The organism is Prochlorococcus marinus str. SB (genome assembly GCF_000760115.1).
In the GTDB taxonomy this organism is placed as follows: domain Bacteria; phylum Cyanobacteriota; class Cyanobacteriia; order PCC-6307; family Cyanobiaceae; genus Prochlorococcus_A; species Prochlorococcus_A marinus_D.
The window spans coordinates 869,942-883,130 of sequence record NZ_JNAS01000002.1; the positions used below are offsets into that span (position 1 = coordinate 869,942).

The 13,189-nt window shown below is 35.3% G+C and carries 9 protein-coding genes; all 9 read left to right on the plus strand.

Going from position 1 to position 13,189, the window contains the following annotated elements; genetic code table 11:
* The first annotated feature begins 108 nt into the window (after positions 1 to 108).
* Positions 109 to 399 carry a 30S ribosomal protein S20 gene (gene rpsT / locus EV02_RS01815; protein WP_032520114.1) on the plus strand — a complete coding sequence of 97 codons (291 nt, stop codon included), beginning with the start codon at positions 109 to 111 and terminating at the stop codon, positions 397 to 399.
* A 20-nt stretch (positions 400 to 419) separates the two neighbouring features.
* Entirely contained in the window at positions 420 to 1,229 is an 810-nt protein-coding gene (locus tag EV02_RS01810) for a TatD family hydrolase (protein ID WP_032520115.1), read from the plus strand.
* A gap of 220 nt (positions 1,230 to 1,449) precedes the next feature.
* Positions 1,450 to 4,743, plus strand: a complete 3,294-nt coding sequence (rpoB, locus tag EV02_RS01805; RefSeq protein ID WP_032520116.1) for a DNA-directed RNA polymerase subunit beta — start codon at positions 1,450 to 1,452, stop codon at positions 4,741 to 4,743.
* A gap of 38 nt (positions 4,744 to 4,781) precedes the next feature.
* Positions 4,782 to 6,686 carry a DNA-directed RNA polymerase subunit gamma gene (locus EV02_RS01800; protein WP_032520117.1) on the plus strand — a complete coding sequence of 635 codons (1,905 nt, stop codon included), beginning with the start codon at positions 4,782 to 4,784 and terminating at the stop codon, positions 6,684 to 6,686.
* A 34-nt stretch (positions 6,687 to 6,720) separates the two neighbouring features.
* Positions 6,721 to 10,821 (plus strand): DNA-directed RNA polymerase subunit beta', encoded by a 4,101-nt coding sequence (locus EV02_RS01795; protein WP_032520118.1) that lies wholly within the window; start codon positions 6,721 to 6,723, stop codon positions 10,819 to 10,821.
* Positions 10,822 to 10,876: 55 nt separating this feature from the next.
* A complete protein-coding gene (locus tag EV02_RS01790) occupies positions 10,877 to 11,029 on the plus strand; it encodes a high light inducible protein (protein WP_032520119.1) in 153 nt (50 codons plus the stop codon).
* A 29-nt stretch (positions 11,030 to 11,058) separates the two neighbouring features.
* Positions 11,059 to 12,105: a 23S rRNA (adenine(2503)-C(2))-methyltransferase RlmN gene (gene rlmN, locus EV02_RS01785; protein WP_032520120.1), complete on the plus strand. Its 1,047-nt coding sequence runs from the start codon at positions 11,059 to 11,061 to the stop codon at positions 12,103 to 12,105.
* 48 nt (positions 12,106 to 12,153) lie between these two features.
* The gene (locus EV02_RS09560) at positions 12,154 to 12,300 is read left to right on the plus strand and encodes a hypothetical protein (RefSeq protein WP_193742635.1); all 147 of its coding nucleotides are present in this window, start codon (positions 12,154 to 12,156) and stop codon (positions 12,298 to 12,300) included.
* 18 nt (positions 12,301 to 12,318) lie between these two features.
* Positions 12,319 to 13,086: a HEAT repeat domain-containing protein gene (locus tag EV02_RS01780; protein ID WP_032520121.1), complete on the plus strand. Its 768-nt coding sequence runs from the start codon at positions 12,319 to 12,321 to the stop codon at positions 13,084 to 13,086.
* Positions 13,087 to 13,189 lie beyond the last annotated feature (103 nt).

A 13,189-nucleotide genomic window follows, 5' to 3' on the forward strand; every position in this document is an offset into this window, starting at 1 on the left:
AAATAGTAGAAAGGCTTAAAACTCAATTTAATAACTTTTAAATTATATATGATTGATTAGTAGTCGATTTATTTGTTATGATAATAATCTTCTATTTATGCACCCTCTGTGGCCAATAACAAATCAGCAAAAAAGAGAATACAAATCGCCGAAAGAAATCGTTTAATAAATAAGTCATATAAATCTACTGTTAGGACTTTAACCAAAAAAACCTTAGAGAATTGCGAAAAATATAAAAAGAACCCTAATGAGGAGAATAAAAATTTAGTGAAAACAAGTCTTAATAAAGCTTTTAGCTTAATTGATAAAGCAGTTAAAAAAAATGTTCTTCACAAAAATAACGGTGCTAATAAAAAATCGAAAATCAATAATTTTGTAAAAACTACTCTTACCACTTAGTAAAAAGACAGATTATAATTATGAGCGATATAGAACTCATAGACTCGCACTGTCATTTAATATTTGAAAATTTTGAGAGAGATCTTGAAGATGTTGTTTTAAGATTGCGTTTAAGAGGTGTAAAAAAATTAGTTCATGCTTGTTGTGAATTAACAGAAATTCCAAAGTTGAAAAAAATATCCAATGAATTTAATGAAATTTACTATTCAGTTGGTTTGCATCCGCTAGAAGCGAAAAAATGGGAACAAACTTCAAAATCTCTTCTAAGAAAATCAGCTCTTGAAGATAAACGAGTTGTAGCTATCGGAGAATTAGGCTTGGATTTTTTCAAAAATGAAAATAAAATTCAGCAGATTGAAGCACTTATTCCGCAAATGGAGTTAGCTCATGAACTTCAATTACCAGTAATCATCCATTGCAGAGATGCTGCAAATGAAATGATTGAGATATGTAGTGATCTTTCTAAAAAAGGAAAATGTCCTGATGGTGTACTTCATTGTTGGACAGGAACACCAAAAGAAATGAAGCAATTTTTAGATCTTGGATTTTACATAAGTTTTAGTGGTATAGTAACTTTCCCAAAAGCACATGAAATTCATGAGTGTGCCAAAATAGTGCCAAATGATAAATACTTAATTGAAACTGATTCACCATTTTTAGCTCCTGTCCCTCATAGGGGTAAAAGAAATGAACCTGCATTTGTTGAAAATGTCGCCAATTTTATGGCAGATTTAAGATCTACTGAATTAACCACAATTGCTAGAGAGTCATACAAGAATGCTGAAGATTTGTTTAAATTTGACTTGTTAAGTAGGCCTAGAAACTGTTAAGATAAGGAATTACTGGAAAATTTTCTTAATTTTTTGACTTTAACTTACAAAGTTAATGATTTATCAGCATTAATCAAAATTTAATTATTCTTTATTAGATTGTTTTTTTGTTGAAATCGAGATTTAATGGTTGATCTTATTTTAAGTTAAAAGTTAAAGAACTAATTATTGAGTAAATTAAAAGTAAATAGTAAATCTCACAAAATCGCAGGTTTCTTGGATGAGCAGTAGCGCTTTACAGGTAGCAAAAACAGCTACTTATCTACCAGATTTAGTTGAAGTACAAAGAGCAAGCTTTAAATGGTTTTTAGAAAAGGGTTTAATAGAAGAATTACAAAATTTCTCCCCGATTTCTGATTACACGGGTAAGTTAGAGTTACATTTTATTGGTGAAGAGTACAAGTTAAAAAGACCTAGACATGATGTTGAGGAAGCTAAAAGAAGAGATGCTACATTTGCATCCCAGATGTATGTAATTTGCAGGTTAATTAATAAAGAGACAGGGGAAATTAAAGAACAAGAGGTATTTATTGGCGAACTACCATTAATGACTGAAAGAGGAACTTTCATTATTAATGGAGCCGAAAGAGTTATTGTTAATCAAATTGTTCGCAGTCCTGGAGTATATTTCAAAGATGAACTGGATAAAAATGGTCGAAGAACTTATAACGCTAGTGTTATTCCTAATAGAGGAGCATGGTTAAAATTCGAGACTGACAAAAATAATTTGCTTTATGTGAGAGTTGATAAAACTAGAAAAATTAATGCACATGTTCTTATGAGAGCGATGGGTCTCTCAGATAATGATGTGGTCGATAAACTTAGGCATCCTGAGTTTTATCAAAACTCAATTGACTCAGCTAATGACGAGGGTATTAATTCAGAAGATCAGGCATTACTTGAGCTATACAAGAAGCTACGTCCTGGTGAACCACCCTCCGTTTCTGGCGGACAGCAGCTATTGCACAGTAGATTCTTTGATCCCAAAAGATATGACTTAGGCCGAGTTGGTAGATATAAAATAAATAAAAAATTGAGACTCACCGTTCCAGACGATGTGAGAACACTTACCCATGAAGATGTTCTTTCTACCATTGATTATTTAATTAATCTTGAATTGGATATCGGCGGCGCTAGTTTGGATGATATTGACCATCTTGGTAATCGAAGGGTTAGATCTGTAGGAGAACTTCTTCAAAATCAAGTTCGGGTTGGACTTAATCGTTTAGAGAGAATTATCAAAGAAAGAATGACTGTGGGCGAAACAGATTCTTTAACACCTGCTCAACTAGTAAATCCCAAACCCTTAGTTGCTGCCATAAAAGAATTTTTTGGCTCCAGTCAATTAAGTCAGTTCATGGATCAAACTAATCCTCTAGCTGAATTAACACATAAGAGAAGAATCTCGGCATTAGGTCCAGGGGGGTTAACTCGAGAAAGAGCAGGCTTTGCGGTGCGAGATATTCACCCATCACATTATGGAAGATTATGTCCTATCGAGACTCCTGAAGGTCCTAATGCAGGACTTATAAATTCTTTAGCTACTCACGCAAGAGTTAATGAGTACGGTTTTATTGAAACACCTTTTTGGGAAGTTAATAACGGTAAAGTTAATAAGGAAGGTAATCCGGTTTATCTTTCTGCTGACTTAGAAGATGAGTGTAGGGTGGCACCAGGAGACGTAGCAACTGACAAGGATGGTAATATAATTGCAAATCTAATCCCAGTAAGATACAGACAGGATTTTGAAAAAGTTCCCCCTCATCAAGTTGATTACGTGCAGCTTTCTCCGGTTCAGGTAATTTCAGTTGCTACTTCACTTATTCCTTTCTTGGAACATGATGATGCTAATAGAGCCCTCATGGGATCGAATATGCAACGCCAAGCCGTTCCATTGCTAAGGCCAGAACGTCCTTTAGTTGGCACGGGTTTAGAATCTCAAGTTGCCAGAGATTCGGGAATGGTTCCTATAACAAAAGTTAATGGAACTGTATCTTATGTAGACGCTAATGAGATTGTCGTTAGGGATGACCAGGGTAATGAACATTTTCACTATCTTCAGAAATATCAAAGATCAAATCAAGATACCTGCCTCAACCAAAGACCAATAGTTAAAATTGGAGATAAAGTTATATCTGGACAGGTTTTAGCAGATGGCTCCGCATGTGAAGGAGGCGAAATAGCCCTTGGCCAAAACGTTTTAATTGCTTACATGCCGTGGGAGGGATACAACTATGAAGATGCCATACTTGTTAGCGAGAGGATGGTAACTGATGATTTATATACCTCAGTACACATTGAAAAATATGAAATTGAAGCAAGACAAACTAAGCTAGGACCTGAAGAAATCACAAGAGAGATTCCTAATATTTCGGAAGAAAGCTTGAATAATCTTGATGAGATGGGAATTATTAGGATTGGTGCTTTTGTCGAGAGTGGAGATATTCTTGTAGGAAAAGTTACTCCAAAAGGGGAATCTGACCAACCACCTGAAGAAAAATTGTTAAGAGCTATTTTCGGAGAAAAGGCTCGAGATGTGAGAGATAATTCTCTAAGGGTACCCAAAACTGAAAAGGGAAGGGTTTTAGATGTTCGAATTTATACTAGAGAACAAGGTGATGAATTACCTCCAGGTGCCAACATGGTTGTTAGAGTTTATGTGGCTCAGAGAAGGAAAATTCAAGTAGGTGACAAAATGGCTGGGAGGCATGGGAACAAAGGAATTATTAGCAGAATCTTGCCAAGAGAAGATATGCCTTATTTACCTGATGGAACCCCTGTGGACATAGTTCTTAATCCTTTAGGAGTTCCAAGTAGGATGAATGTAGGTCAAGTTTTTGAATTATTGATGGGCTGGGCAGCCTCCAACTTAAATTGCCGGGTTAAAGTTGTTCCATTTGATGAAATGTATGGAGCTGAAAAATCACATCAAACTGTTCAAGCATTTTTAGAGGAAGCTTCAAAACAGCCTGGTAAAGCATGGGTTTACAATCCTGAGGATCCTGGAAAGTTATTACTTAAAGATGGTAGAACAGGGGAACCCTTCGATCAGCCAGTTGCTGTTGGATACTCTCACTTCCTTAAATTAGTCCATTTGGTGGATGATAAAATTCATGCAAGATCCACTGGTCCTTACTCTTTGGTTACACAGCAACCCTTGGGCGGTAAAGCTCAGCAAGGTGGGCAAAGGCTTGGAGAAATGGAAGTATGGGCTCTTGAAGCTTATGGAGCAGCTTATACTCTTCAGGAGTTGTTAACGGTTAAATCTGATGATATGCAAGGAAGAAATGAAGCGCTTAATGCGATTGTAAAAGGTAAACCAATCCCAAGGCCTGGTACTCCTGAGTCATTCAAGGTTCTTATGAGGGAATTACAATCTCTAGGCTTGGATATAGGGGTTTATACAGACGAAGGGAAAGAGGTAGATTTAATGCAAGATATCAATCCGAGAAGAAATACTCCATCAAGGCCTACTTACGAATCACTCGGAACCTCAGAATATGAGGAAGATTAAATACTCAATTAAAACCTTTTAATTTAAATTCGCCAAAAATGACAAACAGCAACTTAAGAACTGAAAATCACTTTGATTACGTAAAAATTTCAATAGCTTCTCCACAAAGAATAATGGATTGGGGTCAGAGGACATTGCCGAATGGACAAGTAGTTGGTGAAGTTACGAAACCTGAAACTATTAATTACAGGACACTTAAACCAGAAATGGATGGATTGTTTTGTGAAAAGATTTTTGGGCCATCTAAAGATTGGGAATGCCACTGTGGAAAGTACAAAAGGGTTAGACATCGCGGCATTGTTTGTGAGAGATGCGGTGTTGAAGTAACTGAAAGTAGAGTCAGAAGACATAGGATGGGCTACATAAAACTCGCTGCGCCAGTTTCCCATGTTTGGTATTTGAAAGGAATCCCTAGTTACGTTGCAATACTTTTGGATATTCCGCTTAGGGATGTAGAGCAAATAGTTTATTTTAATTGTTATGTCGTTTTAGATCCCGGAGATCACAAAGAACTTAAATATAAGCAATTACTCACTGAGGATGAGTGGCTGGAAATTGAAGATGAAATTTATGCTGAAGATTCAACTATAGAAAATGAACCTTTTGTTGGAATTGGTGCTGAGGCACTGAAGCAATTACTTGAGGACCTTGATTTAAATCAGGTTGCTGAGGAGCTTAGAGAAGAGATTACTAATAGCAAAGGGCAAAAGAGGGCAAAACTTATAAAAAGGATAAGAGTTATTGATAATTTCATTGCAACTAATGCAAAACCAGAATGGATGGTTTTAGATGCAATACCAGTTATTCCTCCTGATCTCAGACCTATGGTTCAGCTTGATGGAGGAAGATTTGCAACTTCAGATTTAAATGACTTATATAGAAGAGTTATTAATCGAAATAATAGACTAGCTAGGCTCCAAGAAATTTTAGCTCCTGAAATTATAGTAAGAAATGAAAAAAGAATGCTTCAGGAGGCAGTTGATGCCCTTATAGATAATGGAAGAAGAGGGAGGACTGTTGTTGGAGCAAATAATAGAGCTCTTAAGTCCCTAAGTGACATAATTGAAGGAAAACAAGGAAGATTTAGACAGAATCTTCTTGGAAAGCGTGTTGACTATTCAGGAAGATCTGTAATAGTTGTTGGCCCTAAATTAAAAATGCATCAGTGTGGTCTACCAAAAGAAATGGCAATAGAGCTTTTTCAGCCTTTTGTAATCCATAGATTGATACGACAAAATATTGTGAATAATATAAAAGCTGCAAAAAAATTAATACAAAAAGCTGATGATGAAGTTATGCAGGTACTTCAGGAAGTTATTGAAGGGCATCCAATTCTCTTAAATAGAGCCCCTACGCTCCATCGTTTAGGAATTCAAGCTTTTGAACCGAAATTAGTTGGAGGTAGAGCAATACAACTTCATCCTTTAGTTTGTCCTGCGTTCAATGCTGACTTTGATGGAGATCAAATGGCAGTTCATGTTCCTTTAGCTTTAGAGGCACAAACTGAAGCACGCATGCTTATGTTGGCTAGTAATAATATTCTTTCTCCTGCCACTGGGGAACCAATTGTGACTCCATCACAAGATATGGTTTTAGGATCTTATTATCTGACGGCTTTGCAACCGAATTATCAACAACCAGAATTCGGAGATAATAAGACTACTTTTGCTTCCTTAGAAGATGTCATTTTTGCCTTTGAAGATAAGAGACTCAGCCTACATGAATGGGTTTGGGTTAGATTTAATGGAGAAGTTGAAGATGAAGACGAAATGAGTAGCCCACAAAAAACTCAAGAGTTAGAAGATGGCTCAAGATTAGAAATCTGGAATTTAAGAAGGGACAGATTTGACTCTAATAATAATTTAATAAGTAGATTTGTGCTTACAACTGTTGGGAGAGTGGTTATGAACTATACCATCATCGATTCTGTATCTAGAACGTAATCTTTAAAAACTATTTTTCATTCACTTAAAAATCATGACTTCATCTAAATCTAAAAAAACATCCAAAGTACGTAAAACTACTAAAAACTCAAAAAAGAACAATCCAGTTACAATGCCTGCTCTTGCTAAAACACCCCCATCATTCAAAAATAAGGTAGTTGATAAGAAAGCCTTAAAAAATTTAGTCTCTTGGGCTTATAAAACTCATGGAACAGCTATAACTGCAGCCATGGCAGATAATCTAAAGGATTTAGGATTTAAATATGCTACCCAAGCTGCGGTCTCCATCTCAGTAGATGACTTAAAAGTTCCTGAAGCTAAACAAGATTTAATTGGACAAGCTGAAGAGCAAATATCTGCTACAGAAGAATGCTATAGACTTGGTGAAATTACTGAAGTTGAAAGGCATACAAAAGTTATAGATACCTGGACAGAAACTAATGAAAGATTGGTAGATGCTGTAAAGAATAATTTCAATCAAAATGATCCACTAAATTCCGTTTGGATGATGGCTAATTCAGGAGCAAGGGGTAATATGTCTCAGGTAAGACAACTTGTTGGTATGAGGGGATTGATGGCTAATCCTCAAGGAGAAATCATTGATTTGCCAATAAGAACTAATTTTAGAGAAGGACTCACTGTTACTGAATATGTAATTTCTTCTTATGGAGCAAGGAAAGGTTTGGTGGATACTGCCTTAAGAACTGCTGATTCTGGTTATTTGACTAGAAGATTAGTTGATGTTGCTCAAGATGTAATTGTAAGAGAAGAAGATTGTGGAACAGAACGATCAATAGTTGTTGCAGCTGAGGATGGTAAATTTGGAGCAAGACTTCTTGGTAGGCTTACAGCTGAGGATATTTTTGATGCTGAAGAAAACCTTGTTGTGCCTCAAAACACTGCTATAGATCCAGCATTGTCAGGAGAAATTGAGAAAGCATCTATTAGTGAAGTAAAAATAAGATCACCACTAACATGTGAAGCTAACAGATCCGTTTGTAGGAGGTGCTACGGATGGGCGTTGGCTCATAATCATTTAGTTGATTTAGGCGAGGCAGTAGGAATTATTGCTGCTCAATCTATTGGCGAGCCAGGAACTCAATTGACAATGAGAACTTTCCATACTGGAGGTGTATCAACTGCCGAAAGTGGAGTTGTAAGATCAAAAATTTCTGGTAAGTTTGAATTTAGTTCAAAAGCAAAGGTCCGAGGTTATAGAACTCCTCATGGCGTAGAAGCTAAACAAGCAGAAGTTGATTTCATACTCAAGATAGTTCCTCAAGGAAATAATTCGGGCAAAGCTCAAAAAATTGAAGTTTCTAGTGGATCGCTTTTATTTGTAGATGATGGTGAAGAAATTAGTTCTGACATAACTGTTGCTCAGATTACTGCTGGAGCGGTGAAAAAGAGTGTTGAAAAAGCAACAAAAGATGTTATTTGTGATTTGGCTGGTCAAGTTAGGTACGACAAGGTTATTCAACCAAAGGAGGTAACAGATAGACAGGGTAATATTACCTTAAAAGCTCAAAGATTAGGTAGATTGTGGGTTTTAGCTGGAGATGTTTATAACTTGCCACCAAATGCAAAACCGGTTATATCATCTGGAAAATCTGCAGATGAAGGGACAGTTTTGGCAGAAGCAAGTCAATCAAGTGAGTTTGGCGGACAAGTTCGACTAAGAGAATCAATAGGAGATTCAAGAGAAGTTCAGATTGTTACTACTTCTATGTCTTTAACTAATTTTAAATTAATTGAAGAATCTACTCACTCAGGTCAAATTTATAATTTGGAATCAAGTGATGGTACATCTTATCGTTTAAACATTTCTCCAGGAAATAAAATCAGTAATGGTGAGGTAATAGCAGATTTAACGGATGAAAGGTTCCGTACAAAAACTGGCGGTTTAGTAAAATATGCACCGGGATTAAGTGTCAAAAAAGCGAGATCATCTAAAAATGGTTTTGAAGTAAGTCAAGGAGGGACATTGCTTTGGATTCCGCAAGAGACACATGAAATCAATAAGGATATATCTCTTCTAATGATTGAAGATATGAAATGGATTGAAGCTGGAACAGAAGTTGTAAAAGATATTTTTAGTCAAACATCAGGCATTGTTACAGTTACGCAAAAAAATGATATCCTTCGTGAAATAACTGTAAGAAATGGAACTTTTCATGAGTGTGATGATGAAGAAATTTTGAATAGATATACAGAAGAAGGTAATCTTGTGAATCCAGGTGAAAAGATTTTAGATGGTGTTGATAATAAAGAAATTTTATTTGTTCAAAAATTAGAAACACCAAAATGTCGAGGCTTATTATTAAGAACTGTTGAAGAATTTACTATTCCTGATCAGGCGGATTTACCACAATTATCACATGTTAAGCAAGAAAAAGGTCCACAGTTAGGCTTAAAAGCTATCCAAAGGCTTACTTATAAAGACGGTGAATTGATAAAATCAGTTGAAGGGGTTGAATTACTTAGAACACATTTAAGTATTGAAAGCTTTGATGCTACTCCTCAAATGACTATTGACGTCGAGTCGATTGAAGATGAAAATGATGCATCAATCAATAGATTAAATTTAGTAATATTGGAGTCTATTCTTGTAAGAAGAGATACTATATCTGACTCCAGTCATGGCTCAACACATACAGAACTGCAAGTCAATAATAACCAAATAGTAAAAGCAGGCGATGTAATAGCTACTACTCAAATCCTTTGCAAGGAGAAGGGATTGGTTAAATTACCAAATGTTGATGATGATGAGCCTATAAGAAGGTTAATTGTTGTAAGAGAAGAAGATAAAATTAAAATTAAAATCAATGGTGAAGGAATAGTCAAAGTTGGTGATCGTGTAGTCGATGGTGATCCCATTAGTGCTTCTGTCAAATCAACTTCTTGCGGAGAAATAGAGGAGATTTCCAATAGTTCAGTAACCTTAAGACTAGGTAGGCCTTATATGGTTTCACCTGATTCAGTTTTACATGTTAAAGACGGAGACTTGGTTCTTAGGGGAGATGGCTTAGCTTTACTTGTTTTTGAAAGGCAGAAAACTGGAGATATCGTACAAGGACTACCTCGCATTGAAGAGTTATTAGAAGCTAGGAGACCCAGAGATTCAGCAATTCTATGTAAAAAATCTGGCATTGTTCAGATCAAACAAGGTAATGATGAAGAATCAGTTTCCTTATCAATTATTGAAAATGATGATTTAGTTAATGAATATCAACTTCTTCTTGGAAAAAATATAATGGTTAGTGATGGACAACAAGTTAAAGGTGGAGAATCTTTAACTGATGGTCCAATTAATCCACATGAACTACTAGATTGCTACTTCAATGATTTAAAAGATCAAAAACCTCTGATAGATGCAGCTCGAGAATCCATATCAAAACTACAAAGAAGTATGGTAAGTGAGGTACAAAATGTTTATAAGTCCCAGGGTGTAGCAATCGATGATAAGCATATTGAAGTAATTGTTAGACAGATGACAAGTAAAGTCCGTATAGAAGATGCTGGGGATACTACTCTTTTGCCTGGCGAACTCATAGAGTTGAGGCAAGTGGAAGATACAAACCAAGCAATGGCAATTACAGGAGGAGCTCCAGCAGAATTTACTCCTGTTTTGTTGGGTATTACTAAAGCCTCCCTTAATACAGATAGCTTTATTTCAGCAGCATCGTTCCAAGAAACTACTAGGGTTCTTACAGAAGCTGCGATTGAAGGTAAATCTGATTGGTTAAGAGGTTTAAAAGAAAATGTTATTATCGGTAGATTAATACCTGCAGGCACAGGTTTTAGTGGTTTTGTGGAGGAATTATCCTCAGAGGCTGGTCCTCATCCAGATATTCTTGCAGAAGAATCTGGTGGTTACAGAAGAGCACAGAATTTACGGCCAGATTATACAGTTGATATGCCACAATCACCTGCCGTAAGCTCTACTGCAATTCTTGATGATCCTAGTGATGAAGATTTGGAGACAACGAGAAGTCGGCATGGAATCGATCCTACTTCGAGTAATTTTGCAGCCTTCGCAAGGCCTAATGCTGAAAATCAATTTTCTGAAGATCAATTACCAGACCCTGCCGCATTGGAGGGATTACAGGAGGAGGGCCTCCTGTCTGATGAATAAATATTATCTATTATTATTTTTAGTGACTAGAATGAATTTTTTAAATTTGTAAGTAATGATTAAGCCAGAGATTGTACCCAAAAGAAAATTGCCCCGTTATGGATTCCATTTATATAATGAAAGACTTAATGGAAGAATGGCCATGATTGGTTTTATTGCCCTTCTTCTTACAGAATTCTTTCTAAAACATGGTTTGCTGTTATGGTGAAAATAGTTTTTAAATAAAGACTACTAAATTTGAAAAATCTTCTTGGAAGTAGTATTAAGGATCTAGAAACTGTAGCTTTAGATTATGGGGAGGCTGCTTTTAGGGGTCGCCAAATCTATAATTGGATTTATAACTATAGAAATAAGAACAAAAATATTGATCAAATAGAAGTTTTACCCTTGGATTTTAGAAATAAGTTAAAAGATGATGGTTTTAAGGTAAGTGAGCTGCTTATTGGAGAAAGAAACCTAGCTAACGATGGTACTTTAAAGTTGTTACTCTCTACAAAAGATAATGAAAGTATTGAGTGCGTTGGTATTCCAACTGAAAAAAGATTAACTGCTTGTCTTTCTAGTCAAGTTGGTTGCCCAATGGACTGCAAATTTTGTGCAACTGGCAAGGAAGGTTTGAAGAGATCTTTAAAAGCTAGTGAAATTTTAGATCAAATTTTATTTATCGAACATGAAATGAATAGAAAAGTGACTAATATTGTCTTCATGGGTATGGGCGAGCCCTTATTGAATATTGATGACTTACTTTTGTCAATTAGATCTATAGATAATGATTTTCAGATCAGTCAGAGGAAAATAACTGTAAGCACAGTAGCTGTTCCAAAAATGATAAGTAGATTATCAGCAAAGTCTTTTCAAATTTTAGGTAAGTGTCAATTTACATTAGCAATTAGCCTACATGCTTCAAATCAAAAAATAAGAGAAACGATAATACCTAGTGCAAAAAACTATGAGATCAAAAATATAATCGAAGACTGTAAAAAATTTGTAGGAGATACTGGGCGTAGGGTAAGTTTTGAATATCTAATGCTAAATGGAGTGAATGACAAATTAGAACATGCTATTGAATTGAGTAATTTGCTGAAAGGGTTTCAATGTCACGTAAACTTAATACAATATAACCAAATTGAAGAGGTTGAATTCAAACGAACCTCTTTAAAAAATCTCCAATTATTTCAATCTAGACTTATTAACAATGGCATAGCAGTAAGCTTGAGAAAAAGCAGAGGTCTAGATAAAAATGCTGCTTGTGGTCAGCTAAGACAAAATGCAAAAAATAAATAATATTACCTAATAAAAATTTTTTAAAAGTCTCTTAAACAGGTTATTATTATGTTAATTAATTTTAAATCTTTGGGTTTTATTAAGACAAAAATTTTGCCTTTCGCTATCGTCTCACTTTTTGGCTTTGCCTTCTTAGCCGTTAGTGCAAGAATTTGGTTACCTGGAGATATGATGTCTCCTGCTCCCATTAATTAATATTTTTAGTTTTTCAAAATGACAATAAATAAGGATCCTAATAAAGAAAGCTTAGTTGATATCGCTGTTGATCCTGATATTTTAGCAAGAGAATTGGCCTTAGAAATTGAAATAGATCCTTTAGAGCAAATTGATGAAGATTCTTTTCAAAAAGGTTTAAATATAACTCAGGAATGTAATGAAGCATTAAAAATGCTAAAAGGTAACAGAGAAGAAAGAATACAGGGCTTGAGAATATTTTGTGAATATAGAGATTCAAGATCTTTCCCTCTTTTGTTACCTTTACTGGATCAACCTTGTCCTGTTGAAAGAATGAGTGTTGTATACGCTTTGGGCCGTAATCCATGTCCTAGTGCGGTTGAGAAACTTGTCACCCTTTTGGAGACCGACGATAATGCTTATGTCAGAAGAGCGACTGCATGGAGTTTAGCTAATTATGATAATCAAATTGTTTTGAAACCATTAATAAATGCTTTGAAGAACGATGTAGCTGCAGTAAGGTTATGGTCATCAAGTTCTTTAGCTGAAATTGGAAATGTTTCTTTGGAAAATGCTCAATTGGCAGCAGAACAACTTTTAATAAGTTTAAAAATAGATAATGAATCAGGTGTAAGAAGTAATTGCATCTGGTCATTATGTAGACTGTACGAAAAATTAAACAATACATTTCAAGAAAGTTTCGTTGATGAATGTACTAAAATAGCCCTTTTCGATAAAGAACCATCTGTTATGGAAGAAGCAAAAACTGCTTTGGATTCAATGGGGATGCAAGGCTTTTATAATTAAACAATTAAATTTCCCACTTCAAAACACTACCGAGAAAGTTAATTTATCAGACAATCAATATATAAATTAAAAATAATTAACTTGTACCAACTGAAACAAATAA

Excerpts from the sequence above, each read along its gene's own strand:
- EV02_RS01810 (WP_032520115.1), top strand. The coding sequence starts at position 420 with ATGAGCGATATAGAACTCATAGACTCGCACTGTCATTTAATATTTGAA.
- rpoB (WP_032520116.1), top strand. The coding sequence starts at position 1,450 with ATGAGCAGTAGCGCTTTACAGGTAGCAAAAACAGCTACTTATCTACCA.
- EV02_RS01800 (WP_032520117.1), top strand. The coding sequence starts at position 4,782 with ATGACAAACAGCAACTTAAGAACTGAAAATCACTTTGATTACGTAAAA.
- EV02_RS01795 (WP_032520118.1), top strand. The coding sequence starts at position 6,721 with ATGACTTCATCTAAATCTAAAAAAACATCCAAAGTACGTAAAACTACT.
- EV02_RS01790 (WP_032520119.1), top strand. The coding sequence starts at position 10,877 with ATGATTAAGCCAGAGATTGTACCCAAAAGAAAATTGCCCCGTTATGGA.
- EV02_RS09560 (WP_193742635.1), top strand. The coding sequence starts at position 12,154 with ATGTTAATTAATTTTAAATCTTTGGGTTTTATTAAGACAAAAATTTTG.
- EV02_RS01780 (WP_032520121.1), top strand. The coding sequence starts at position 12,319 with ATGACAATAAATAAGGATCCTAATAAAGAAAGCTTAGTTGATATCGCT.